19 protein-coding genes are annotated in these 25,828 nt (G+C 68.3%); 12 read left to right on the top strand and 7 right to left on the bottom strand.

Annotated features, from left to right (window positions below; genetic code table 11):
• Nucleotides 1-353: 353 nt before the first annotated feature.
• A complete protein-coding gene (locus K6142_RS00995; RefSeq protein WP_190245992.1) occupies nucleotides 354-3,977 on the bottom strand; it encodes an ATP-binding protein in 3,624 nt (1,207 codons plus the stop codon).
• 156 nt (nucleotides 3,978-4,133) lie between these two features.
• Nucleotides 4,134-5,918, bottom strand: a complete 1,785-nt coding sequence (murJ, locus tag K6142_RS01000) for a murein biosynthesis integral membrane protein MurJ (RefSeq protein ID WP_223380716.1) — start codon at nucleotides 5,916-5,918, stop codon at nucleotides 4,134-4,136.
• A 434-nt stretch (nucleotides 5,919-6,352) separates the two neighbouring features.
• Here murJ and K6142_RS01005 point away from each other — a divergent pair, with 434 nt between their 5' ends.
• The 3 genes from K6142_RS01005 to K6142_RS01015 all read left to right on the top strand — a co-directional run bounded on the left by K6142_RS01005 (nucleotide 6,353) and on the right by K6142_RS01015 (nucleotide 9,913).
• Complete coding sequence (locus tag K6142_RS01005; RefSeq protein WP_190245644.1) at nucleotides 6,353-8,344, top strand: putative bifunctional diguanylate cyclase/phosphodiesterase; 1,992 nt, start codon at nucleotides 6,353-6,355, stop codon at nucleotides 8,342-8,344.
• 149 nt (nucleotides 8,345-8,493) lie between these two features.
• A complete protein-coding gene (locus K6142_RS01010; protein ID WP_190245643.1) occupies nucleotides 8,494-8,949 on the top strand; it encodes a bacteriohemerythrin in 456 nt (151 codons plus the stop codon).
• Nucleotides 8,950-9,133: 184 nt separating this feature from the next.
• Nucleotides 9,134-9,913, top strand: a complete 780-nt coding sequence (locus tag K6142_RS01015; protein WP_015946088.1) for an exodeoxyribonuclease III — start codon at nucleotides 9,134-9,136, stop codon at nucleotides 9,911-9,913.
• 256 nt (nucleotides 9,914-10,169) lie between these two features.
• On the opposite strand, the gene K6142_RS01020 is transcribed toward K6142_RS01015, so the two are convergent.
• On the bottom strand, nucleotides 10,170-10,361 hold the full coding sequence (locus K6142_RS01020; protein ID WP_015946089.1) for a hypothetical protein: 192 nt from the start codon (nucleotides 10,359-10,361) through the stop codon (nucleotides 10,170-10,172).
• Nucleotides 10,362-11,101: 740 nt separating this feature from the next.
• Between K6142_RS01020 and K6142_RS01025 the strand changes: the two genes are divergently transcribed.
• The 8 genes from K6142_RS01025 to K6142_RS01060 all read left to right on the top strand — a co-directional run bounded on the left by K6142_RS01025 (nucleotide 11,102) and on the right by K6142_RS01060 (nucleotide 20,187).
• Nucleotides 11,102-11,755, top strand: coding sequence for a succinate dehydrogenase/fumarate reductase cytochrome b subunit (locus K6142_RS01025; RefSeq protein ID WP_190245642.1), 654 nt, complete (start codon nucleotides 11,102-11,104; stop codon nucleotides 11,753-11,755).
• A gap of 13 nt (nucleotides 11,756-11,768) precedes the next feature.
• Nucleotides 11,769-13,592: a fumarate reductase flavoprotein subunit gene (locus K6142_RS01030; protein ID WP_190245641.1), complete on the top strand. Its 1,824-nt coding sequence runs from the start codon at nucleotides 11,769-11,771 to the stop codon at nucleotides 13,590-13,592.
• Nucleotides 13,593-13,606: 14 nt separating this feature from the next.
• Nucleotides 13,607-14,350, top strand: a complete 744-nt coding sequence (locus tag K6142_RS01035) for a fumarate reductase iron-sulfur subunit (protein ID WP_190245640.1) — start codon at nucleotides 13,607-13,609, stop codon at nucleotides 14,348-14,350.
• A 733-nt stretch (nucleotides 14,351-15,083) separates the two neighbouring features.
• Nucleotides 15,084-15,923, top strand: a complete 840-nt coding sequence (locus tag K6142_RS01040) for a fumarate hydratase (protein WP_190245639.1) — start codon at nucleotides 15,084-15,086, stop codon at nucleotides 15,921-15,923.
• A 404-nt stretch (nucleotides 15,924-16,327) separates the two neighbouring features.
• Nucleotides 16,328-16,855 (top strand): Fe-S-containing hydro-lyase, encoded by a 528-nt coding sequence (locus tag K6142_RS01045; RefSeq protein ID WP_190245638.1) that lies wholly within the window; start codon nucleotides 16,328-16,330, stop codon nucleotides 16,853-16,855.
• A 65-nt stretch (nucleotides 16,856-16,920) separates the two neighbouring features.
• Complete coding sequence (locus K6142_RS01050; protein WP_190245637.1) at nucleotides 16,921-17,949, top strand: hypothetical protein; 1,029 nt, start codon at nucleotides 16,921-16,923, stop codon at nucleotides 17,947-17,949.
• 18 nt (nucleotides 17,950-17,967) lie between these two features.
• Nucleotides 17,968-19,266 carry a hypothetical protein gene (locus tag K6142_RS01055; RefSeq protein WP_223290436.1) on the top strand — a complete coding sequence of 433 codons (1,299 nt, stop codon included), beginning with the start codon at nucleotides 17,968-17,970 and terminating at the stop codon, nucleotides 19,264-19,266.
• 438 nt (nucleotides 19,267-19,704) lie between these two features.
• Entirely contained in the window at nucleotides 19,705-20,187 is a 483-nt protein-coding gene (locus K6142_RS01060; protein ID WP_190245636.1) for a FlxA-like family protein, read from the top strand.
• A 463-nt stretch (nucleotides 20,188-20,650) separates the two neighbouring features.
• On the opposite strand, the gene K6142_RS01065 is transcribed toward K6142_RS01060, so the two are convergent.
• On the bottom strand, nucleotides 20,651-22,006 hold the full coding sequence (locus tag K6142_RS01065; RefSeq protein WP_223380717.1) for a LysR family transcriptional regulator: 1,356 nt from the start codon (nucleotides 22,004-22,006) through the stop codon (nucleotides 20,651-20,653).
• A gap of 239 nt (nucleotides 22,007-22,245) precedes the next feature.
• On the opposite strand from K6142_RS01065, the gene K6142_RS01070 reads away from it, so the two are divergent.
• Nucleotides 22,246-23,808 (top strand): APC family permease, encoded by a 1,563-nt coding sequence (locus tag K6142_RS01070; RefSeq protein ID WP_223380718.1) that lies wholly within the window; start codon nucleotides 22,246-22,248, stop codon nucleotides 23,806-23,808.
• 73 nt (nucleotides 23,809-23,881) lie between these two features.
• On the opposite strand, the gene K6142_RS01075 is transcribed toward K6142_RS01070, so the two are convergent.
• The 3 genes from K6142_RS01075 to K6142_RS01085 are packed head-to-tail and all read right to left on the bottom strand — an operon-like array spanning nucleotide 23,882 to nucleotide 25,822.
• Entirely contained in the window at nucleotides 23,882-24,403 is a 522-nt protein-coding gene (locus K6142_RS01075) for a hypothetical protein (protein ID WP_190246115.1), read from the bottom strand.
• A gap of 58 nt (nucleotides 24,404-24,461) precedes the next feature.
• A complete protein-coding gene (locus K6142_RS01080) occupies nucleotides 24,462-25,259 on the bottom strand; it encodes a dimethyl sulfoxide reductase anchor subunit family protein (protein ID WP_223380719.1) in 798 nt (265 codons plus the stop codon).
• Nucleotides 25,256-25,822: a 4Fe-4S dicluster domain-containing protein gene (locus K6142_RS01085; RefSeq protein ID WP_190245576.1), complete on the bottom strand. Its 567-nt coding sequence runs from the start codon at nucleotides 25,820-25,822 to the stop codon at nucleotides 25,256-25,258. Before K6142_RS01085 ends, K6142_RS01080 begins: the two co-directional genes overlap by 4 nt.
• Nucleotides 25,823-25,828 lie beyond the last annotated feature (6 nt).

A 25,828-nucleotide genomic window follows, 5' to 3' on the forward strand; every position in this document is an offset into this window, starting at 1 on the left:
GGAACCCGGCCCGACTTGTCCGGTGTGACTTGTCCGGGCGTGACTTGTCGGGGCGTGACTTGTCCGGGTGAGGACGCCCGGCGCGTGCCGGAGCTGATGGGTGGAATTTCCTCTGCGCATGTCGGGCGGACCATACCCCTACCGGCCCCGGAACGGAACCCCGTCCATGGGGGCAACCGCTGGCGTGCGGCGCGGCCTGCCGTTTTCCTTCACGAAATTTGTGACGGTGCGCCGTGCGGCGGTGGAGCAGGCAGCCCGGGCATGCCCGCGCGTGCGGTGCGTCGGCCTGCTCCGCCCGATTGGCCTGTTCCGCCCGTTTCGTTTGTCCCGCCGGTCCGCTCCCGTTGGCCCTGTCAGCCGCCGTGGGTGTCCAGCAGGGTATGGATGCTGCGGCAGGTGGTGCGAACCGCCGTGTCAAAGCGTTCCACAAGGTCATGCACGGACGCATGTCGTGCGTCCTCCGCATCCCCTTCATTCTCCGCGTCCGGGGGCAGGTCGCCCGCCAGCAGCAGCCCCAGGCGCTCCAGGGCGCGGGCGGCATCGTGCACCTCGTGGGCGGATATGCTGCCCGCCGCGCCCGCCATGGCGTGTGCACGCTCCGACAGGGCGCGCCAAGCGGCGGCGTCCGGTCCAATGGCGTTCGGTCCGGTCGTGTCTGGCCCAATGGTGTCCGGCCCGATGGTGTCCGGTCCCATGACGTCCGGCTTGGCGGTGGCCACCAGCCCGCGCATTTCCTCGCCCGCTCCGGAATAGGTATTCACAAAGCTGCCCAGCACCCGCAGGTACAGCCAGGCCTTGCCGTTCATGCGGCGCACGCCGCTGGCCACGTCCAGCCCCGGCAGGGATGCGGGCAGGTCTTCCGGCGCGGGGCGGTGCCCCGTGGGGGGCTTGCCGTTGCCCGTCTGCGGTCGGGATGGCGCTTGCGCGGGCCGTGCAGGGGCGGCAGCCGTCGGGTCCGTTTCCGCCTGCGGTTCCGCTACGTTCGCAACCGGCTTGGCGGGCAGGTGGTGGTGCAGGGTTGCCAGCAGTTCCTGCCGGTCCACGGGTTTGGGCAGCCTGCCGACAATGCCCGCCCTGTGCAGGGCCTCTTCGTCCTCGCCCTCCACCCGTGCGGTAAAGGCGATGACCGGCGCGCCGGGCCGCAGCCGCAGGCCGCCGGAGGCATTGCGCGCCCGGATGGCGGCAGCGGTCTGGTAGCCGTCCATGCCCGGCATCTGGATGTCCAGCAGCACCGCGTCGAAGGCAACGTCCTGCGTGTCCTTCTTGCGGACGTCCGCCCTGTCTGGCTTGTCTGGCCCGTTTGGCCTGTCTGGCCTGTCTGACCTGTCTGGCCTGTCTGGCCTGTCCGGCTCACCTGGCTCACCCTGCTCACCGGGCCCATAAGCGGGGCGGGCGCTGCGGGCCAGGGTGTCCAGCGCCGTTTCGCCCGAGGGGACCGCCTCCACCTCCACGCCTGCGGCATGCAGCATTTCGGTGGCCACGGCGCGGTTGATGGGGTTGTCGTCCACCAGCAGTACCCGCGTTCCGCGCAGGTCCGGAACCGGCTGGGCCGGATCGGACCCGACCTGATCGGGTCGGGTTGAATCAGGCCGAACCGGATATGATTGGACCTGATCTGGCCGAACCTGAGATGGCCGAACCTGAGATGGCCGGGCCTGATCTGGTTGGACTGGGGCGCTCCCGCCGGGGGGCGCGTGGCCGGTGGCGGCCTTGGCATTGCTGTTCCTGGCCGTGGCGGCAGCCTGCCCGGCGGCGGATTTCGCGCCGCGCGTGCCCGTTCCGGCGCATTGTTCCGCTGCGGGGCTGACGGCGCGCAGGGCGGCCTCGCGCAGGGCGCTCAACTTCACCGGCTTGATCAGCACGGCCAGCACGCCGAGGCGGGCGGCGGTTTCCGCATCCGGTTCGCGGCCCATGGCGGCGGCCACCAGCAGCGGCGGCACGGCCACCCCTTCCTCGCGCAGGTGCATGAGAATGGTGGAGGCCGCGCAGGCACTGGGTATGTCACCCGGTTCACCCGCGCATTCCGTTGTCACGGTATTGGACGCCCCGGCATTGGTGGCGCCGATCACCGGCAGGTACAGGCCGCAGAGCACGAAATCCCAGGCGCCCGGCGTGGGGCGGACATGCTGCCCCGTGTGCGGGGCTTGCTCCGCGTGGACCGCCGACCGGGTATCCATGGGGTCCGTCACGTGCTCAAGGGCGGTGACCGGCGTGGGGCCGTGATGCAGCGCCGTGCGCAGGGCGGCCACGTCGGGCGCCACCTGACAGCGTACCCCCAGTTGCGCCAGCAGCCGGGCCAGTACGCGCGCGCAGGCGGGGTTGGCCTCGGCCACCAGCGCCTGCTTTCCCGCCAGTTGCGGCGGGGGCGGGACGGGGGCTTCCTGCTCCTGCGGCAGTCCGAACCGGGCGGTGAAGCGAAAGGTGCTGCCCCGGCCCGGCTCGCTGTCCACACCCACGTCGCCGCCCATGAGCTGCACCAGCGCCCGCACTATGGACAGCCCAAGGCCGGTGCCGCCGAAGCGGCGCGACACCGAAACGTCGGCCTGGCTGTACGACTCGAACAGCCGTTCGCGCGCTTCCGGGGCGATGCCGATGCCCGTATCGCGCACCGAAAAGGCCAGTTCCACGCCGTTGCCGTGCGCGCCACCGGCCCGCGTGCTGTCCGTCGTGCCGTCCGCCGGTGCTGCCGGAATGCTTTCCACCCCGGCCCCCGCGTCCCTCCACATGTCTGGCTCCGTGTCGGCCCGCCCCACGCGGATGACCACCTCGCCCCGTTCGGTGAACTTGAAGGCGTTGGCGGCCAGGTTCACCAGCACCTGCCGCAACCGCAACGGGTCGCCCACCAGCACAGGGGGCACGCCGGTGTCGATGTCCACCACCAGTTCGATGTCCTTGATGGCCAGGCGGTCGTGGAACAGGTCGGTGACCTCTTCCAGCAGGTCGCGGGTGCGGAAGGGGATGGCCTCCAGGGCAAGCCGCCCGGCCTCCAGCTTGGAAAAGTCCAGCACGCCGTTCACCACGCCCAGCAGCGAACGCGCCGACGAGCGGACCAGATTCAGGTATTCCCGCTGCTTGGGCGCAAGGTCGGTGCCAAGGGTAATGTCCACCATGCCGATGACGGCATTCATGGGGGTGCGCAGTTCGTGGGTGACCCCGGCCAGAAATTCACTCTTGGCGCGGCTGGCGCGATCCACGCGGGCCTGCGCGGTGTCCAGCGCCGTGGTGCGTTCGCGCACCATGCGTTCCAGTTCGGCCTGCTGCACGGTCAACTGGCGTTCGTGGCGTTCCACCTGTTCGAGCATGGTGTTGAAGGCGTCCACCAGCCGACCGATCTCGTCATGGCCGTGTCGGGCGGCGCGCAGGGCGTAGTTGCGTTCTTCCGCCACCTTGCGGGCAACCTGGGCCAGCCCGGCCACGGGCACCACCACCGTGCGCCGCAGGATGAGGATGATCAGCACCACCAGCACGAAGCCCACCAGGGTCACGCGCACGGCGTTTTCGCGCACCATGGCGGACAGGGCGTCGTGGATGCCGCGCGGCGAGACCATCACCACCACGCTGCCGAGTTCTTCACCCTGGTAGGCCAGCACTTCACGCTCGGTGACGAAGTCGCCGCCTGTGGCGCCGCTCCAAGGCACGGGGCGCCAGTTGCCGTCGCGCTGCATGCCGCCGAGCAGGGTGGTGCCGTCGCGTTCGAACAGGGCCACCGCATACACCCGCTGGTCTTCCATTTCCGCCGCGATGACGGAGGAGATGGATACGGCGTCCAGGTTCCACGCGGGCACCTGAAGCTGGCGCGCCACGCGCACGGCCTGCCGCCGCGCGAAGTCCTCTATGTCGCGGTGCAGCTTGCCGCTGGCGGCGGTGTAGTCCATGACCATGAACACCACCAGCATGACGGTGGTGACCAGCGTGATAAGCAGGCCGAGCCGGGTCTGGATGCCGGTGAGCAGATGGCGTGGGGCCTTTTGGGGCATGCGGCGTCCCTTGTGCGTGCCTGGTGCGTGCCTTTCGTGTGCGCGCCATTCGTGCGCGGAAGGAGCGGCTGCCGGAGCGTTCCGGTTGCGTCGTTTCCGTGCGGTTGGCGCCTTCCGCCGCAAGGGGCGGGGCGCAAGGCGGGCATACCGGCCAGCCTAGCCTGTTTTCTTGCGTCGCACAACGCGCAGCAGCGCGCGGGCGTCCCGGCTGCGGCAGCACAGCGAAAGGGCCAGGTACAGCGCGGCGGCCAGGGGCACCCCCAGGGCCAGACGCACGGCGGGGTGCAGCGCGGGCGCGGCCCATGCCGCGCCTGCCCCGGCACCCGCCAGCCACCATGCGGGCAGGCAGGCCGCGCAGGCCAGCGCCGCGTGCAGCAGCGCGGAACGCGGGTACAGGTCCACGGGAATGCCGCCGCGCCGCAGGGCCAGGACCAGACAGGCGGTGTTGACCCATGCCGCGCAACTGGCGGCCAGGGCGGGTCCGGCGACCCCCAGCGGCTTCAGCAGCAGCGCGCCAAGGGCCAGCGTGACCACCACCGACACCAGCCCCGCCGCCACCGGGGCGCCCGTGGCCTGGCGGGCGTTGCAGGCGGCCAGCAGCGGGCGGGTGACGGCAAAGGCGGGGATGCCGGGGGCATAGGCCAGCAGCGCCGCCACCGTGGCGTCCACGGCCTGACGGTCGAAGGCCCCGTGCCCGAACAGCAGGGCCACCAGCGGCACGGCCACGGCGGCAAGGCCCAGGGCCGAGGGCAGGCTGATGAACAGGGAAAGGCGCAGGGCATCGCCCAGCACCCGGCGGAATCCGTCGTGCGGGTGCGCGGAGCCAGCTGAGCCAACTGAGCCAACTGAGCCAGATGAGCCGGATGCGCCAGTTGGGCCGGACGTGGCCGGTTGTCCGGCCTGTGCGGCCTGTGCGGAAAGGACGGGCAGGGCGGCCACGCCCACGGCCACGCCAAAGACCCCCAGCGGAAATTCCATCAGCCGCTCCGCGTAGTACAGCGCGGTGACGCTGCCCTCGGACAGGAACGAGGCCAGCAGGGTGCAGGCCAGCACGTTGAGTTGCTGGGCGGACGCGCCGAACACCCCGGCGGGCAGGGCGCGGGCCGCGTCACCGGCCTGCGGGTCGCTACGGGGCAGGGGGGCGCGCCAGCGCAGCCCCAAGGGGTGCAGGGCGGACAGTTGCAGGCCCAGTTGGGCCACGCCGCCCGCCAGCACGCCGCAGGCCAGCAGGGTTGCCGCATCGCCGAACCCGGCCAAAGCCAGTCCGCCGGTGGCCATGACGACCAGATTGAGCACCGCCGGGGCCAGCGCGGGGGGCAGAAAGCGACCGTGGGCGTGCAGCATGCCAGCGCACAGTGCGGCGCAGGTGGCGGCCACCCCGTAAGGTAGGCAGATGCGCAGAAGGTGGGCGGCCCGGTCCGTCATGCCCGGGGGGGCACCCTGCGCGCCAAAGCCGGGGGCCAGCAGCAGGGCCAGGGGATGGGCCAGGGCCATGCCCGCAAGGCACAGCAGGGCCAGCGGCAACAACGCGCGCAGCACCACCCCCCGCCCGAAGGCGAAGGCCCGCGCGTTGCCCTCGCCTTCGCGCAGGCGCACGTAGGCCGGGGTGAACGCCAGTGACACCGCCCCTTCGCCGAGCAGGCGGCGCATGAGGTTGGGCAGGCGAAAGGCCACGAAAAAGGCGTCGGCCCCGGCGCCCGCGCCCAGGATGTGCGCGGTCAGCGCGTCGCGCGCGTAGCCCAGCACCCGCGACACCAGCGTGGCCCCGGCCACTGTGGCGGCGTTGCGGGCCATGGAAGTGTTGTCCGGTGACGTGTTGCCCGGTGCCGAACCGTCCGGTGCCGAACCGTCCGGGGGCATGCCGTCCGGGGGCATGCCGTCCGGACCGGCGTTGGCGGAATGCGTGCTGGCCGGTGCGGCCTGGGCTGTGGGTGGCGTCATGCCGGATCCTTGCGTACGGGGCGACGTTGGTGATGGGGCGTGCGTAGGGGACGGGGCGCAACCGCCCGGCGCGCAGTGTAGCGCAGCGCCCCCGGCCTGGGAACCCGGCGGACCTTGCCGGAATGCGGGTGGCGGATACCGGAAAACCGTCCGGAAATTCCGGATTGCCATGCCAAGCGGTGAAGGCGGATGTGCGGTCTTCGTGAATACGTCATGAAACAAGCGTGTTGCGTGGCAAGGTGGGCGCGCCCCCGCCCATCTGCGGGAGTTGTTATTTCCGGCTGCTTGTATTACGCCCACGTGACGGGTCGTTGCGGCCCCGTCGAATAGTCGAACAGTCGAACAGACGAGCACTCATCCTTCGGCCGCCCGCGTGGTGGGCCGCACGCGCGTGGCACGCGCGGCAAGCTGGCAAGGCATAGGGGGTATGCCGCGTGAGCGACCAGAAGGGACAGGACTCTGCGGAAAGCGTGTGGCACGCCGCAGCCACCGGACACGGCCAGGCGCCGGGTCCGTCGAACAGGCACGACCCGCGCTCCGGCGGCACGCCGCCTGATTCCGGGCGGGACCCCCTGCCCGACCTGCCCCCGCCCGCCGCCCCTCTTTCCGTAGTGGCTTCCGCCCACGCCCCGCCCGCCTCGCCGCAGATTTCCCCGGAACCCGCACCGTACGACGACGCCCCCTCCCGCGCCCGCCACGCCGTGCCCTTTCCGCATGCGCCGTCCCCACTGCCCGATGGCGACACCGCGCAGAGCTTCCGCGTGCTGGCCGATCATCTGGCCGACTGGGAAAGCTGGGAGGACGCCGACGGCAAGGTGGTGTTCGTCACCCCCGCCTGCCAGCGCATCACCGGCTATTCCCTGGAATCGTTCCGCGCCAATGCCCGGTTCATCGAGGGCATCATGCACCCCGAGGACCTGCCCCTGTGGCGCAAGCACCGCGAGATGGTGGCGTCCGGCGCCGAAATGGTCGAGGTGGAGGTGCGCGTGCGCACCCAGGATGGCCGCGAACGCTGGCTGGCCTGCACCAGCCGCCGCCTGCACGACGCCGAGGGCACGTCGCTGGGGGTGCGTTTCAGCGGGCGCGATGTCACCGACCGCAAGATCATGCTTACCCAGATGAAGCACCAGGCCTGGCACGACCCGCTCACCGGGCTGCCCAACCGCGCCCTGTGCCTGGACCGCATCGACCGTTCGCTGCACCGCGCCCGGCGCGGGGTCGACAACGTGTGCGCCGTGGCCTTCCTGGACCTGGACCGCTTCAAGGTGGTCAACGACTCCATGGGCAACTCCGCGGGTGACCAGGTGCTGCGCGAGGTGGCCCGGCGCCTGGCCGAGAACACCCGCACCATCGACACCGTATCGCGCCTTGGCAGCGACGAATTCATCCTGCTGCTGGACGAGGTGCGCTCTGAGGAAGAGGCCCTGATCACGGTGCAGCGCATCTGCACCTCGCTCGAGCCGCCGCTGGAGGTGGCGGGCCGCCAGATCCGCATTTCCGCCAGCGTGGGCGTGGTGATGAACCGGGGCGGCGGCAACGCCGACGAGATGCTGCGCAACGCCAACATCGCCATGCACCACGTGAAGGAACACGGCGGCGACGGCATGGCGGTGTTCCAGCCTTCCATGCTCGAACAGGCCATGAACCTGATGCAGCTGGAAATCGACCTGCACCGGGCGCTGGACAACAACGAATTCTTCCTGGTCTACCAGCCCATCATGTCGCTGCACGACCGCAGGCTGACCGGGTTCGAGGCGCTGGTGCGCTGGAACCACCCGGACCGGGGCATCGTGGGGCCGTCGGAATTCATTCCCGTCTCCGAATCCACCGGGCAGATCCACCAGGTGGGCCACTGGGTGCTGGCAGAGGCGTGCCGCGCCCTGGCCGCATGGCGCGAACAGCAGCCCTCCATGCGCGGCGTGATCATGCACGTGAACCTTTCGGCGCGGCAGCTTTCGCAACCGGGCCTTGTGGAGCAGGTGGCCGCCGTGCTGCGCGAAACGGGCCTGCCCGCCAGGTGCCTGAAGCTGGAAGTGACCGAAACCATGCTGATGGAAAACCCGGACTACGCCAATCTGGTGCTGCGCAGGCTGAAGGAAATCGGCGTGCGGCTGTGCATCGACGACTTCGGCACCGGCTATTCCTCGCTCAGCTACCTGCAACAGTTCCCCATCGACACCCTGAAGGTGGACCAGAGCTTCGTGGCGCGCATGTGCCGCGAGCCGGGGCACTTCAAGATCGTGCAGGCCGTTGTGGCGTTGGCGCACAGCCTTGGCCTGGACGTGGTGGCCGAAGGCGTGGAGGAAGAGGAACAGCGCATCATGCTGTCCGAACTTTCGTGCGAGGGCGGCCAGGGCTATCTGTTCTCGCGTCCGGTGCCGGGCGAGGACGTGCCCGGCCTGTTCGTCGATCGGTCCAGACACTAGGGGCTGCCCCGGCCCTGCCGGTACCGCCACGGGGCGTTTCCCCCATGTGCTTTCGTGACTAACCCCCTTTCGCAGCGGCTCTTCCGCAGTGTATGCTGGCCGGACGCGGGAAGGAACTGTACCCCGCGCCACGCATCCAAGGAGCCGTCATGCGTCATGTGGAGTGGTCGAACCGGTTCAGCGTGGGCATTACCGAGCTGGACGCCCAGCATGCCCGCATCATCGAACTGCTGAACGACATGGCCGAGGCCGCCGCCAGCCCGGAGGACGGCAGCCGCCTGCGCGCCGTGCTGTCCGGCCTGAAGGCCCATGCCGCCGCGCATTTTTCGGCGGAAGAAGCCGTGGTGGGCCAGGTGGCGCCGGAGTTGCTGACCTTTCATCAGGGCGAGCACCTGAAGTTTCTTTCGCGGGTGCGCGAATTCACCCTGGCGCTCGACGCGGACGCGCACCCGCCCATGCTGCCGCTGGAGATGTTCCACTTCCTGAAGTCGTGGTTCGAAGACCACATCCTGGGCGTGGACATGCAGTACGCGGCGCGGTTGCGCCACGGATTCGACGAGGCGCACGAACCCGCCACGGGGACGGATTCCGGCCCGTCGGCATAGCCGCCCCGCCTCGCGCTGTCCGCACCGCATGCGCCCCATGTGTCCATGCGCCCCATGAGCCGGAAGGGCGCATGAACCGGAAGGGGCCATGATCCGGAAGGGCCGTGCTGGCGGTGCAGAGCGTGCCGCCGCCCATTCGTCATCTCCTCACCACATCCGTCACGTCCGCACGCAGGGAGGCCCCGTGCTGCTCAAGCTGTATTCCTGGAACGTCAACGGCATCCGCGCCCTGAGCGGCAAGCCGGAATGGAACTGGTTCGCCGGGTGCGACGGCCACATCGTGGGCTTGCAGGAAACCAAGGCCGAGCCGGAACAGGTGCCCGCCGCCCACCGCGATCCGGAGGGCTGGAAGGCATGGTGGCTGGCCTCGCGGGTGAAGAAGGGCTACTCCGGGGTGGCCGTGTTCAGCCGGGTGGAGCCGCTGGCCGTGCATCTGGACATGCCGGACCCCGCCTGGCAGGGCGAAGGCCGGTGCATCCATCTGGAATTTCCGGCCTTCCACTACTTCAACATCTACTTTCCCAACGGCGGGCAGGGCGAGGAGCGGCTGAACTACAAGCTGGGCTTCTACGACGCCTTCCTGAACCACGCCGAAGACCTGCGCCGCCACAAGCCCATCGTGGTCTGCGGCGACTTCAACACCGCGCACCGGCCCATCGACCTTGCCCGGCCCAAGGACAACGAGGACATTTCCGGCTTTCTGCCCATCGAACGGGCATGGATGGACCGCTTCACGGCGGCGGGCTACGTGGACACCTTCCGGCTGGTGCAGGGCGACACGCCCCACGCCTATTCGTGGTGGTCGTACAAGACCCGCGCCCGCGAGCGGAACGTGGGCTGGCGCATCGACTATTTCTTCGTATCCGAGGAACTGCGCGGCGCGGTGCGCGACGCGTGGATAGACATGCACGTCATGGGGTCGGACCACTGCCCGGTGGGGCTGGCGCTGGACGTGGACATGTAGCGGGCGGGATTGGCGACGGAACTGGCGGCACGGTTGGCGGTGCGTCTGGCCGTGGTCTGGCCGTGGTCTGGCCGTGCCCGGTCGGCTGGCCGCATGGCCTCCGGCCTGCGGGCGCACTGACGCGCACGACGGACCGACGCGGGGCGCACCAGTGCGGCGCAGCCCGTGCGCCGTGCGCAAGGGTGCGGATTACACGAGAAAAATCAAGGGGCATGCCCGTCATGATGGCGACGGGCATGCCCCTTGTTTGCGTGCGCTATTTGCAGGCGGCGGGAACGGCAACCCCGCCGAGCCCGGCGAGGATGTGGTTCAGCGCTTCGCACAGGTCGGGCGACAGGTGCGCGTCGCTGCCCAGCAGTTGCACCACCTCGGTCACCGAGGCGTCCACCGGCACGGGCAAGCCCGATTCACGGGCCAGCCGGATGAGTTCTTCACGTATTTCGCGCATTGAGGCCCCCCTCAAAACGATATCTCCGACGGATGCGGACCGCAGGCGAACCGCAGGCGAACCGGGCGGCGTCGGGGCAGGCCGTGGCGGTCTGCGCATGCTGGCCATGTCCTGCTGTTGCGGCCCGCTGGTGTCGGGAAATTTCCCCCCTATCCGCAGCCGCCGCGAATTGCAAGTGCCCGTGATTTTCGGGCCGTGGCCGACAACAACTTTTTCCGGGGCCGGGGGCTTGCCTGCCTTCCGTTCGCAAGCACCCCGCCCCGGCCCGCGAGCGCCCCGGCCTTATGGGGTGCGCGGCAGCGTTGCCGACCGGTGCATCTCACATGCGCCCGGCACCGCCCGTCAGGTACCGCCCGTCAGGCAACCTCTGGCGGGCACAGTCCGCCCGGCACCGCCCGTCCGGTACCCGACGACGGCAGGCGGCAAACAGGCCACATCCTTCCATGCCCCCCGCATGATTTGACATGCACGGGCGCGTCGGCCATAGTCCAGCGCACAGGAAAAGGTATGGAAATTGGGTGGTTGGGCAGTCAATCCGCCGCATTGCAGTGGATGCTGTCCGACCCGGTCGCGCGCGCTTCGCCGCTTGTCCGCCTGTACCGCGCGCCCGGCATCGGCATCCGTTTCCCTGCCCCGCCGCCGTCATCCTCATGTCCGGTCCTGCCCGGCCCTGCCAAGCCTTGCCCCGCGTTGCTTGGTATTGCCCGGCGTCGACCGTCTCAGGTTCGCAAGGAGGCTCAATGGAAACGGACTGCATCGCCCCGGCCCGGCCACGCTCCCGTGCCGACGGCTGGCTCGACTGGGTGCAGATGGCCACGGGGGCGGCGCTGGCGCTGTTCGCCTGCATGCACATGATCTTTCTTTCCAGCGTGCTGTTCGGCCCGGGTGCCCTGAACGGGCTGTCCGGCGTCATGGACGCCCTGCACCTGGAAACCGTGGGCGGCGTGCTCATCGCCATCGTGTTCTGCGTTCACGCCACGGTGGCCGCCCGCAAGATTCCCTTCAAGGCCGCGCAGGCCGCCACGGCCTGGCGTCACGCGCGCCTGCTGCACCACCCGGAAACCTGGGCCTGGGTCGCGCAGGTGGTTACCGCGTTCATCCTTGCGGTGTTCATCACCATCCACATCTGGACGGGCCTTACCGACCTGCCGGTGCAGGCGCTGAAAAGCGCGGTGCGCGTGCAGCATGGCGGCTGGTTCTGGGTGTTTCTGCTGGTGCTGCCCGCGCTGGCGCTGCATCTGGTCATCGGGGCGTGGCGCGCCGGGGTGAAGTGGGGCCTGATTACCCGCGAAAACCGTGCGGACATCACCCGCAAGGGCCTGTACCTGCTGGGCGGGTTCCTGTGCCTGTCGCTGCTCACCCTGCTGCGCTTCCGGCTGCTGCCGCTGGAATAGGAGACCCACGCCAATGCAGATCATCCACACCGATCTTCTGACCATCGGCGCGGGCCTTGCCGGAGAGCGCTGCGCCATCGAAGTGGCGGGCGCGGGCTTTTCCGTGGTCTGTCTTTCACTGGTGCCCGCGCGGCGCTCGCATTCCGTGGCCGCGCAGGGCGGCATGCAGGCGGCCCTCGGCAACGCCATCATGGGCGACGGCGACAGCCCCGACGTGCACTTTCTGGACACCGTGAAAGGCTCCGACTGGGGCGCGGACCAGGAAGTGGCCCGCATGTTCGTGGAAGCGGCCCCCATCGAAATGCGCCGCCTGGCCCACTGGGGGGTGCCGTGGAACCGCGTTGTCGCGGGCACGCACACCTACTGGAAGGGCGGCAAGCCCTTCGACGCCACCGAAAAGGCCGAAAACCACGGCCTCATCCACTCGCGCGCCTTCGGCGGCACGGCCAAGTGGCGCACCTGCTACGCATCCGACGGGGCTGGCCACGCGGTGCTGTACACCATGGACAACCGCGCCGCGCAGCTTGGCGTGACCGTGCACGACCGGTCGGAAGCCGTCTCGCTGATCCACGACGGCGAAACCTGCCACGGGGCCATCGTGCGCTGCCTGCGCACCGGCGAGTTGCGCGCCTACCTCGCGCGGGCCACGCTGATCGCATCCGGCGGGTACGGGCGCATCTACCGCGCCTCCACCAACGCCATCATCTGCGAAGGCACGGGCCTGTCGCTGGCGCTGGATACCGGCGTGGCGAAGCTCGGCAACATGGAGGCCGTGCAGTTTCACCCCACCGGCACCGTGCCCACCGATATCCTGGTCACCGAAGGGTGCCGGGGCGACGGCGGCACCCTGCTGGACCGTGACGAATACCGCTTCATGCCCGACTACGAGCCGGACAAGGCGGAACTGGCCTCGCGCGACGTGGTTTCGCGCCGCATGATCGAGCACATGCGCACCGGCAAGGGCGTGCAAAGCCCCTACGGCGAGCACCTGTGGCTGGACATCCGGCACCTTGGCGAGCAGCACATCCGCACGAAACTGCGCGAGGTGGACGAGATATGCCAGAACTTCCTGGGCATTGATCCGCTGCACCAGCTCATCCCCGTGCGGCCCACCCAGCACTATTCCATGGGCGGCGTGCGCACCGACAAGACCGGCGCGGCCTATGGCCTGAAGGGCCTGTTCAGCGCGGGCGAATCCGCCTGCTGGGACCTGCACGGCTTCAACCGGCTGGGCGGCAATTCGCTGGCGGAAACCGTGGTGGCGGGCGGCATCGTGGGCCGCAACATCGCGGAATTCTTGCAGGGGTACGACACCGCCTTTTCCACGGCGCACGTGCGCGAGGCGGCAACACGGGACGAGGCGCGCATCGGGCGCATCGTCTCTGGCGCGGACGGCAAGGAAAGTGTCTACGCCGTGCGCGAGGCCATGTACGACATCCTGGAACGGGCGGCCTACGTGTTCCGCAACGGCAAGGACCTGACGTGGGGCGTGCAGGCCCTGCAAGAGGTGCACGAGCGGGCGCAGCACATTGGCCTTGCCTCCGACGGGGTGGGGGCCAACGCGGAACTGGCGCTGGCCATCCGCATGCCGGGCATGGTGCGGCTGGCGCTGTGCGTGTGCCACGGCGCGCTGATGCGCACCGAAAGCCGCGGCTCGCACACCCGGGAGGACTTCCCGGAACGCAACGACCGCGACTGGCTGAACCGCACGCTGGCCTCGTGGCGTCCGGGGGCGGATTTGCCGCACCTCGACTACGAACCGGCCACCAGTTACGTCGAGTTGCCTCCCGGCGACCGGGGTTATGGCGGCGGCAAGATCATTCCGGCAGCTTCCTGAGGGGGACCACGCACATGCAACGCTCGCTGACCTTCAACATCTTCCGCCACAATCCGCAGGACCCGGCGTCCGTGCCGCACATGGACACCTACCGTCTGGACGAGACGGACAGCATGACGCTGTTCATCGCCCTGCACCGCCTGCGCGAGGAACAGGACCCCTCGCTGAAGTTCGACTTCTGCTGCCGCGCCGGGGTGTGCGGCTCGTGCGCCATGGTCATCAACGGGCGGCCCGGCCTGGCCTGCCACACCAAGACGCGCGACCTGCCCGCCACCATCACCCTGTTGCCCCTGCCGGTGTTCAAGCTGGTGGGCGACCTGGCGGTGGATACGGGCACGTGGTTCCGCGCCATGTACCAGCGCACCGAATCGTGGATTCACACCCGCGCGGAATTCGAGCCCGCCGCGCAGGAAGCGCGCATGGAAAACGAGGTGGCCAACGCCATCTACGAACTGGACCGCTGCATCGAATGCGGCTGCTGCGTGGCCGCCTGCGGCACCGCCAACCTGCGGCCCGACTTCCTGGCCCCGGCCGGGTTCATCCGCGTGGCGCGCTTTGCCGCCGACCCGCGCGATGAACGCACCGACGCGGATTTCTACGAGATCATCGGTTCCGACGAGGGCATCTTCGGCTGCATGGGCCTTCTGGCCTGCGAGGATGTCTGTCCCAAGCACCTGCCGTTGCAGAACCAGTTGGGGTATCTGCGGCGCAAGATGGGGCTGACCGTGCTGAAAAAGCTGCTGCCGTTCGGGGGGTAGCAGGACGTAAGGGGAGAAGGCGGAAAAAGAAGGGAGCGGGTAGTGCCCTGTCGGACGGGCTTCTACGAATGCACGCCAGCAGATAACTTGCCGCTTGATTTCGTTATATTGCGAGGGGCTGCCAAGGGGAACCTGCGGTTCCCCCTGCGAGCCAGCGTTGCTATCGTCATCCGTAAGATTCGCGCGTTGCGTTCATCTAACGGCTGACGTCCTCGCGCTCCCCGCCGCCCCCCTCCCTTTGGCCTCATGCGCGCATTCCCCGTGCCGGGCAGCTTCCCTGCGGCGCAGGGCGCCTTCGGGTGATCTGACCGGCGGGAATGCCATGCGCGCGGTGCTCCCGCCGCCTTGGCCCCGCGCGTGCGCGTGTCTTGTCCGCAGCATTGTTCCCGGTGCGCCCGCCACGCCGGAGCTTCCGCCGCTTGCGCGGCGGTGATCTCCGGCGGCGGGCGCAATCCGTTCGGCGGTTGGCGCTGCCGGGTGACGCGGGAAAGACCGCATACCCGCCACTGCTTGCGCTGCTGTGCGGTTGCGGTGGTTGCTTCGGCCCGTACCGTGCGCGGACGTCCGGGGTGCTGCGCAGCCTTGTTGCGGTGGGCACTCAAGGCTTGCTAGGGTGGCGCGGCGGCAACAGACAGGGCCGCATGGACGCAACGTCCGCAGCCGAATCGAAAGTATGGAGGCACGGGGCCATTCCCCGGTTCTCCCCCGTTCATACCGGACAAAGGAGCCAGACATGCGCCGCATACCGGCGACACGAGTTGTGGAGGAAGTGGCGCGGCTGTGCGTGGAGTGCAACCGCTACCTGCCCAAGGACGTGCGGTGGGCCTTCTGCCGCGCGCAGGCGGAAGAGGAAAGCGACGTCGCCAAAGAGGTGTTCCGGCAACTGCTGGAAAACGCCGACCTGGCGGCCACCACCGGCCTGCCGCTGTGTCAGGACACGGGGCTGGCCGTCTTTTTCGTGGAGCTTGGCGAGGACTGTCGCGTGGACGGCATGACCCTGCGCGAGGCCATCACCGAGGGCGTGCGCATCGGCTATGCCGAAGGCTTTCTGCGCAAGTCCGCCTGCGACCCCATGACCCGCAAGAACACCGGCGACAACACTCCGGCGGTCATCCACATGGACCTTGTGCCCGGCGACCGGCTGCGCATTGCCTTCATGGCCAAGGGCGGCGGCAGCGAGAACATGTCGCGCGTGACCATGCTGGCCCCCGCGCAGGGGTGGCAGGGCATCAAGGACTTTGTGGTGCAGCGCGTGCGCGAGGCGGGGCCCAACCCCTGCCCGCCCACCATCATCGGCGTGGGCGTGGGCGGCACCTTCGACTACGCGCCCATCCTGGCAAAGAAGGCGCTGCTGCGCCCGCTCACGGACATCCACCCCGACCCGGACATGGCCGCCAAAGAGGCGGAACTGCTGGCCGCCATCAACGAACTGGGCATCGGCCCCATGGGCCTTGGCGGCAAGACCACCTGCCTTGGCGTGAAGATGGCCTTTGCCCCGTGCCATCTGGCCAGCCTGCCGCTGGCCGTGAACGTGCAGTGCCATTCGGCCCGGCACGGCGAGATAGAGTTGTAGCAGAGGCGACGAGCCGGGACGTGGGCTGGGCGGAAAAGTCGGGCGGAATAGCCGGGCAGAGCAACCCGGCGGACGCTTTCCGGCAAGTGCTCGGCAAGCTGCGCAACTGTTGCGGATTTGTTGCGGCACATGGCGCAGCACGGTCGTAAGCCGGTTGCGGTGACGTTGCGGCAGGGGTTCGGGTCACCTGCGAGTGAGCTGCGGCCCGGTTGAGGCCCGGTTGTTGTCCAGCCATTACCGGATGGCGCGGGATTGCGAACCTACCCGACGCGGGTGCCACGCACGGTGCGGATGCCCGCACCTCGCTGACCGATGCGGCGTGCGGCAACGCAATCGTCAGTCATCCACAATAGCCTCATTGCGGTCCCGCCTCGGGACATGTACGGAAATACAAGGAATCAGATATGGCTACCCACCACCTTACCACCCCCCTGACCGATGAGGCCGTGGCACAACTGCGCAGCGGCGACGTGGTCTTTCTGTCCGGCACCATCTACACCGCGCGCGATGCGGCCCACCGCCGCCTTGCCGAATCGCTGGACCGGGGCGAAGACCTGCCCTTCGACCTGCGCGGTGCGGTGATCTACTACGTTGGCCCCAGCCCGGCCCCGCCCGGACGTCCCATCGGTTCCGCCGGTCCCACCACCAGCTACCGCATGGACAGCTACGCCCCCCGCCTGCACGCGCTGGGACTGAAGGCCACCATCGGCAAGGGGCGCCGCAACACCGAAGTGCGCGACGCCCTGAAAGAACATACCGGGGTCTATCTGGGGGCCACCGGCGGCGCGGGCGCGCTGCTTTCGCAGTGCATCACGGCCGCCACCGTCATCGCCTACGACGACCTTGGCCCGGAAGCCATACGTGAATTGACCGTGAAGGACTTCCCCCTGCTGGTCATCAATGACTGTGTGGGTGGGGAGTTGTATGTATAATTTTGAGAACTATTATAGTGTGTGCGTTGCCAGGAGTTGTTTAAGAAATAGTACGTGGGATAACTATGGAAAAAAATATTTCTCAAGCTTTGAAAAGAGTGCATGAATGTGTTGAAAGTGATGATGTTGAAGGCGCTACAATGGTCTGTCTTAGGATTGCGCGGTATATAAATGATTACTTGAACGCTGCTGTGTTTATGCAGGAGCTGTGTTTTGGGATGGAAGATACGGTGAGGGCGATATGCGATATGGCTCCGCAAATAGAAAAGGAGACTCAAAAATTTATATGGGAAAGATCGAAGGCGCGATGGAGGGAAATACATGACATGGGTTATCTCTTAACAGGAAGGCGCTCTAAAGAAGAGGATTGTCAGGTGCTTGCCGTTGCAGCGGGAGAAATTGAGTCTGAACTTAAATGCTATCAGGCAATGATTGATGATATGACTCCTCCGCAAGGGATGCATCACTTTGATGTTGCAAAATTTTATCATGAAAATGTAGGGCCAAAAGTACAGCTGAGGCAGCGCATGCAAGCGCTTAATAGATTAAAATCAAGGATAAAAACGCGTTGTTTAAATTATGCGATTCTCGTTGAATCGCACCAGCAGCCAAAAAAAATAAACGCATCTCCACTTTGGAAACTCCAGGACAGTGTGGATGCACATTTCAAACAAAATTCAAGGGTTGTGTTTGAAAAATTACAAAAAGTATCGGTGCTTGCTTCTTCGCAGGAAGGAGAAGACTGTGCATTGCTGCTCACCGAGGTTAGGCGAACTTTGAGCGCTGTGGCAGATATGTATTATCCAGCGTCACGAGACACGATCGTCTGCTCTGACGGTCAAGTGCGGAAACTCACAGAGGATAGATGTCTAAACAGGCTTGAAGAATATTTGCGTACAGAATGTCTGTCCACAACATCTACAGAATTAGTTCAAGCAGAGTTGAACCTGTTGGCTAATTTTATGCGTAAACTTTATGGCCTAGCTTCGAAGGGAGTCCATGCCGATGTAACTCAAGAAGAAGCACACCAAGGCTTTGTCGGAATGTATCTCTTTTTATCCACCTTCATTCGACTAGCAAAGAAAACAGGCTAACCAACACGGAGGGGCATAGTGTCTGTCGTTTTGGCTAATTGTCCCGCCGACGGCGTAGCCCCCGACAACTACCACGCCACGTCCATCTATCCGGAGTTCGTGCAGGTGGAACCGGGGCGCTGGGTGCTGCTTGCGGAGTCGCGCATGGATTGCGTCATCCGCAAGAACCCGGACGGCACGCTGGAGGTGGTGGAGTTCCGGCGGCTGAAAAAGGGCGATCTGGTGGCGGTGGGCCGGGGCGAAAACGGCGAGGACGGCATCTATGTGCATGCCGGGCCGCTGGACCGGTTGCCGGACTTTCTGGCCGGGTGGACTCCGGCCAACGTGTCTGGTCGCATGTCTGGCCCCATGTCTGTCGATGCTCAACCGTCAGCTTCCCAAGCTGACACTCAACCGGCAGACAACTTCGCCACGACTTCCGCTGGGCATCTTGCGGACGGTGCCGCCGCGTCTGGCGCACCCGGCTTACCCGGCACATCGGGCGCATCCGCCTCATCGGGCACTGTCACCGCCCCATCCGCATCATTCGCCTCGCCTTCCCCTGCCGCTACTGCCGACAAGTTCGCCTTCCGTACCGGCGTCAGCCGCGAAACGTCCTTTTCGCTCGATTACGACACCCTGTACGAAGTGCTGCGCCACGACAGGGAGCACGGCCACATCGTGTGGGTGGCCGGGCCTGCCGTGGTGTTCGATGCCGACGCCCGCCGCGCCTTTGCCGGGCTGATCGACGCGGGCTACGTGCATGGGCTGTTGGCGGGCAACGCCCTTGCCACGCACGACCTGGAGGCCGCCCTGTACGGCACCGCGCTGGGGCAGGGGCTGTACGACAAGCGGCAGGCCCCGCGCGGGCACTACCATCATCTGGACGCCATCAACACCATCCGGGGCTGCGGGTCCATCCGCGCCGCCGTGCAGTCTGGCCGCGTGCGTGACGGGGTGATGCACGCGCTGGAAACGCGCTCCGTGCCCTACGTGCTGGCCGGGTCCATCCGCGACGACGGCCCCCTGCCGGAAGTCATCGCCGACGTGTACGCCGCACAGGACGCCATGCGCGCCCATGTGCGCCGCGCCACCACGGTGGTGGCGCTGGCCACCGCCCTGCACACCATCGCCACCGGCAACATGACCCCCTCGTATCAGGCCGGGCCGGGGGCCAGCCTGCGCCCGGTGCATTTCTTCATCGCGGACATTTCGGAATTCGCGGCGGGCAAGCTGGCGGATCGTGGATCGCTGACCTCGCGCTCCATCCTCACCAACGTGCAGGACTTCGTGGTCAACGTGCACCGGGCGCTTACCGGTGCGTGCCGCACGGAATAGCCAGGTATTCCAATATATTCCAGGGTGTTTCGGGCGATGATCCGCCCGGTGCATGCCTGTTGCGCACTGATTGCGCATTGATGCCGGGTGTGCAGGCTGCCGTCATATTTGCCGTCCCGCCCCCGTCACGCCTGTCTTCCTTCCTGTCGTCCCACCCAGCCGCGCTGCGCTGCGCCCTTGCCGTGAATGCGGGGTGGCGCGCACGTGAAGCGGTCGCGTCCTTCCCTTCCGCCGCTTTGCGCGGTTACTCGGCGTAGTCCTTCAGCGCCGTGCTCGCTGCCGTCCGTCCCCTTCCTTCCGCCTTCCGCCGTCCGCCTGTCATGCAATCTTCGGCAATGACAGTGCCGCGTAAGGAAATGTGAGCGGTTGCTGTAAACTCTTCAGGCAAGCCGTCGATAGGTTGACTGAAGGTCGCGCATCCGCGCGAAAGGAGGTCCCATGGTCGAAGCACTGGACGGAACCCAGGTCGGCATCGCCTACAGCACCTTGCAGGTGCAGGCGGGCACGGAACGCACCGGCACGTTGCGCACCGCATCCACTGAGGGCGCGGAAAGCGGCGGCGACACCGTGACCATCTCTGACGAAGGGCGTCAGAAGGCGGCGGGGATGGCCAGCAGCGGCGCGGGCGGCGCCGCGTCCACCGAGGAGTCGGACTCCAGCGAGGAACTGGCGTCGCTGAAGGAGCAAATCCAGAACCTGCGCGAACAGATCAAGGAAAAGCAGCAGGAAATGGAGGAAGTCCAGCAGGACGCCAACCTGGACGACGAGCAGCGGCAGCAGCAGGTGGCCATGAAGATGTCGGAAGTGACCATGCTCCAGAGCCAGCTGACGGAACTGCTGGAACAGAAGAGCAAGCTGGAATCCGCCAGCGGATCTTCCGGCTCTTCCGGCGGGGCAGCGGGCGTCAGCATCAACGTGTAACGGATGCTGGTCATGACGGGGCGCGAGCACGGCGCGCCCCAGAGGGTGAGGGGGGCCTGACGGGGTGCCCGACGTGTCCCCGGCAGCGTGTCCCGGCATCATTGTATCGTGTGCGGCTGTGGCCGTACGGAATGAACGCGGTTTTCGCCTTGGCGGGGGCCGCGTTCGGCGTTGCGGGGGCACGCAGCGCGCGACGCCGTGAGAGGCGGGGGCGTTACGGAGTGAGCGTGGCTGTGGAAGCGGGGTGAACAGGGTGCAGGGCGACGCGGGGGAAGGCACCGCGCAGGGCATCATGCCTTGGCGGGTTCGGTCGGGCCGGAACTAGTTGAGCCGGGTTGAGCCGGTGTGGACCGGGTTGAGCCGGTGCGGATCAAGGGGGCGGGGTGAACAGGGGCGACGTGCTGAACAGGGGCAGCGCGGGGAAAAGAGGGAGAGACAGGTGCCCCCGCGTCCGGCGGCGCGTCTACTTCCACACGGCGCGGGCGGCCTCCACCAGCGCGCGCAGGGCCGGGTCGTCGCTGCGGTCGATGCGGTGGGCGATGCACAGCGGCACGGACAGCGGCTCCGGCCACACGTACACCCCGTGGTCGCGCACCATCTGGGCGGTTTCGTCGGCGCGCAGCACGGCCACGCCCTTGCCGGTGGCCACCAGCTGCTTGACGATGGGTTCGTCGATGGCAACCGCCGCCGTGCGCGGACGCAGGCCGTAGGGGGCCATGCGCGCGGCCACGGTGCGGTGAAAGGGGCAGTCGCAGGTGGGCCAGATCCACGGCAGCTGCGACAGGGCGTGCCAGGCGTTGGCATCGTGCACGGGCAGGCGAGGCAGGTCGGACGGTGCGTAGTCCGGCCTGGGCGCGGGCATGCCGCCGTGGCGGGCCAGCAGCGCGGCCAGCAGGCCGGGGCCGTTCTCATTGGACACATTGGACGCATTGGGCGCAGCGGGGGCGCCGTCCGCGTCATGCTGGTCGGAACCGGTGCCGAACGGCATGTCCGGTCCCGAGGTGCCCAGAGCGGATGTGCTGGAGCCCGGCACGCGCGCATCCGTGGCCTCAGCGAGCTGCGGCGCGCCGTGGCGACGCACGGCGGCGGACCATTCCGGGCGCTCCGGCGGGGGGTGCGATTCCGCGCGGGCACGGCCCTTGCGCGGGGCGCGGACGGAGGCGGCAGCAGCCGCACCCGGCATGGCGGCACCCATGAGCGGGGACGGCACGGGCAGCGCGGGCAGCATGCCCGCCGGAACCACGATGCGGATTTCCACATCGCGCAGGGGGTGCTCCACGATGTCGGGCGAAAATTCCTGTCCGTAGCGGTAGCCCGCGTCGATGGCCGATTCGCGCAGCAATTCCGGCGTGGTCATGGTCTGGGTCATGGTGAATTCCAGCGCCACGTCGGGGCAGGCCGCACCAAGGGCTTCGTGCAGGGCCACCATGCGCAGGAAGGGGGGGTCGGTGTTCAGGCCCAGCACCAGTCGCCCGGTGGGCTGTGCGCGCAGGCGTTCGGCCTTGCGGCGCAGAGCCGTGGCGGCATCCAGCGCCTTTCTGGCCAGGGGCAGCAGGTCGGTGCCCGCGTCGGTCAGGTCCATGCCGCGCGCGCGGCGGCGGAACAGGGTCACGCCCAGGGCGTCTTCCAGCGCGCGAATCTGCCCGCTGAGGGCCGACTGGCTGAGGTGCAGCTCTGCGGCGGCGCGGGTGAGCGTGCCGGATGCGGCCACGGTGGCGAAGGCGCGGAGCAGGTGCAGTTCCATAACGGTGCGCGGGGTTGCGGACGCGGGGGAAAGGCCGGTGACGCCGAAGGCCGAGGGGAAGGGCGGAAGCGCCATGTGATCGCCGGAGAAACCCGGCACATCCAGCCAGACCGACTCACACCGACTCACATCGGGTCACATCGGGCCACATCGCCATATCGGGCCATGCCGGGCCATATCGGGCCAGGCCCGGCCATATCCAGTCGGATCGGGCGGGCATTCGCCCACGCCGAACGCTGCCTTCGGGAAATACCGTTGGATTTCCGGGCGCTATGGGGCCAAGGATGGCACGGAAACAACAGGAGGGCAACCCCATGCGCAGCGCGCAACTTGGACCGTGGCTTCTGGCGGGATTGATCGTGGGGCCGGTATTGGGTTCGGGCATCATCATCCTGCCGCCCGTGGTGCTGGGCGTGGCCGGGGCGTGGGCGCTGCCCGCGTGGCTGGTCATGATCGCAGTGGGGGTGGTGTTCGCGCTGGTGTTCGGCGAGCTTTCCGTGCTGTTCCCCGGCGACGGGGGCGTTTCCGTGGCCGTGGGGCACGCCTTCGGCCCGCAGGGGCGTCGGCTGGCCTCGCTGTACCTGGTGGTGGCGGTGCTGTTCGGCCCGGTGGCCGTGCTGCTGACCGGGGTGCGCTACCTGCCGCTGGGCGGGCTGCCGCCGGTGGGCGTGGCCTACGGGCTGCTGGTGGTGTGCGCCGGGCTGTTGCTGCGGCAGGTGGCCTCGCTGGGCCGGGTGGCGCTGGTGCTGTCGTCGGTGTCGGCGGGGGTGCTGTTCGCCGGGGGTGTGGTCACACTGGGCGATGCGGCGTCCGTGCTGTGGCGGGGTACGGGCGGGGGCATGGCGGCCAGCGCAACGCCGGGTGGGCCAATGTCCGGGGGAATGTCGGGCGGCCTGTCGGGGGGCATGTCGGGGGCGGAAATCCTGTCCGCGTTCGCCCTGCCCGCGCCCGACTGGGCCATGCTGGGGCACGCGTTGCTGCTGCTGTTCTGGATCGTGGTGGGCTGGGAAGTGGTGGGCAACTACAGCGCAGAGGTGCGCAACCCGCGCCGCACCATCCGCAAGGCGGTCATCCGTGCGCTGGCCGCCGTAACGGCTGTGGACCTGGCCGTGGCGGGGGGCATGCAGTGGCTGGCGGTGCGTGGCGCGGCGTCCCCTGTCCTTGGGGCATCTGGGGCATTGGGTGCCTCTGGGGCACCGGGAACATCGGCTAGTGCGGGGGTTGCCGGGACGATGACGGTGACGAACGCGGCTGGCGCGGTTGGCGGCATCGTCGTGCCGCCGGACGGGGTGGCCGCGTTGCTCACGCCGCTGCTCGGCGCGTGGGGCGGCCCGGTGCTGGGGGCTCTTGCGCTGGCCCTGTGCGCCACCACCTACCTGATGTTCGTGGGCGGGGTGGCGCGGTTGGGGGCATCGCTGGGGGCGGACGGCATCCTGCCGCGCGCGGTGGGGCTGCGCGCCCGTACCGGCGCGCCCGCCGGGGGCATAGGGCTTTTGTGCGGCGCGCACGTGGTGGTGCTGGCCGCCGTGGGCCGGGGCGTCATCGACGTGACCGGGCTGGTGGCGCTGGCCGACGGCTTTCTGCTGGCCAATGCCCTGTGCGGGGTGCTGACCGGCGTGCGCCTGCTGCGCGGCCCGCTGCGCTGGGGGGCGGCGATACTGGCGCTGGTGCTGGGCGGGGTGCTGGCCCATGCCGCGTGGTGGGTGCTGGGCGTGGTGGCGGGGCTGGCCGTGTGGATGTACCGCGTCCGCATCGGCAACTGGCTGCGCGCCCTGTGCATGGCGCGGGGGCTGCGCCGCGTGTGCGACCGTGTACTGCCCGACCCGCGCCGCGCGCCGCTGCACGATGCCCGCTCGGTGGAGCGTTCGTTGAAATGAAAAACGGTCCCGCTCAGCGCGGGACCGTGATTTCGATGCGCTCCCCGAACACCTGTTCGGGTGGTGCGCCGCCTCAGGAAATCGGGCCTTCGCGCATGCCGCGCACTTCGATGACATAGGCCCCCGGCTGGCGGGGCACCATGCGCACGGTGCGACCGTCCACGGTGATGTCCGCCGCGTCCGTCTCACGCGGCACGTCCATCTCCTCTGGCACATCCGGCCCATCCGGCCCATTTGGCCCATTGGGCAGGACCTTGCCGGGGCCGGACAGCAGTACCGCCTGCACGGTGTAGGTTCCTTCGGCGGAGCCGCCTTGGGCCACGGGGATGACCAGTTCCTTGCCCACCGCGCCGCGCAGGGGGCCGGGCGGGGTGTGCCGGAAGGCCGTGGCGACAGATGCTGCGGCCTGCTCCGTCTTGATCGCCTGGTCCGTCTCGATCGCCTGCGCTGGCTGAGCCGCCGTGACGGACGGCAGCGTCGCCGCCGCCAGCATCAGGCACAGGATCAGCACCAGCGTGACAGGCCGCGCGCCGGGTAGCGCGCTGGCCGGAACCGTCGGCCATGCGGCCTTCGGGCACGGACTGCGTCCGTTCATGGTCGTGTCCTCGCATCCCCGCCCCGCGTGCAACGGGGCACGCGGGGCGGGGCATTGGTCAGAACGGGTTGCCGATGTTCACCGAAGCGTGCACCGGCAGCATGAAGAACAGCGCCCGGCCCAGCAGTTCCTGCGCGGCCAGCAGCGGCAGCATCCACGCGGGCATGCGCCCGCCGCGCGCCAGCGCGTACGACGCGCCCAGCAGGGCCAGGCGCAGCCAGTACAGCGGCGCGGTCAGGAAGGCCTCGCCGGTCAGGCGCATCACCGTGCCGCCGGAAAGCCATACGCACGGCACCACCAGATTGATGACCAGCGACACCAGCAGGGCCGCGCGCAACGCGCGCATGGCGGCGGGCTGGTGCGCATCGGGCAGGAAGGGGGCCGCCAGCGCCGGTCCCAGCACCGCCGCCGTGAGCAGGAAGAAGACCCCCGGCAGCGCGTTGTTCAGGGCCGGGAAGCCCGCAGGGGCGTAGGTCATGCTGGTGACCAGCACGGCCGTCACGCCCAGCACGGCGGCCACCGTGGTCGCGCCGCGCGCCCGCAGCCCGGGCGACAGGTACCCCGCCAGCAGCAGCGCGCCGGTGGCGCCAAGGGCCAGCCCTTCACGGCTGAGCCACGCCGATTCCAGGTTGGCCAGGGTGCGCACCGCGCCGCCCATGTGGCCCAGATGGAACATGGCGGCGAACGCGCCCAGCGCCAGTAGCGCCACGGCTGTCAGCCATGCCGTGCGCGGGGCCTGGGCCATGCCGGACCCGCCATCGCTCGCCCATTGCCGGGCCGCCGTCAGGGCAACCAGCCCCACGGCGCCCTGGCTGAGCACCGTGAAGATCACGAGGGGAAGTTCCATGGAGTTCATGCGTCGTTCCTCCGTACCTCGCGCGGCTGGCGCGGGGCCTTGAAGCGGGTGGAGGGGTTGAGCCGCCTGGATTCGGGGTAGCCCGCCGGGTACTGCACCCAGCCGTCCAGCCGGGCGGTGGAGATGTCCGCGATGGACAGCGCCCCCACCGGGCAGCTGTGCACGCAGGCCGGGTCCAGCCCGGCGTCGATGCGCTGCCAGCACATGCTGCACTTTTCGGCGCGCTTTTCCACGGGGTTCATCCTGGGCGCGCCGTACGGGCACGAACGCACGCAGTTGCCGCAGCCGATGCAGGCGTCCTGGTCGTGCACCACGATGCCATCCTCGCGCTTGGTGTACGCCTTTACCGGGCACTGTTCGAGACAGACCGGGTTTTCGCAGTGGTTGCAGGCCAGCGAAAGCCACGCCCGTTCGCGGTGGGGGTAGATGGATTCACCCATGGGGTGCACCTGCCGCCACACGATGCCCTTCTGTTGGTGGTACACGTTCTTGCATGCCATGGCGCAGGTGAAGCAGCCGATGCACTTTTCCGTATCCACGAGGAAACCGAGTTGCTTTTTCATGATTCC

Source organism: Nitratidesulfovibrio sp. SRB-5, from assembly GCF_019931275.1.
Classification (GTDB): domain Bacteria; phylum Desulfobacterota; class Desulfovibrionia; order Desulfovibrionales; family Desulfovibrionaceae; genus Cupidesulfovibrio.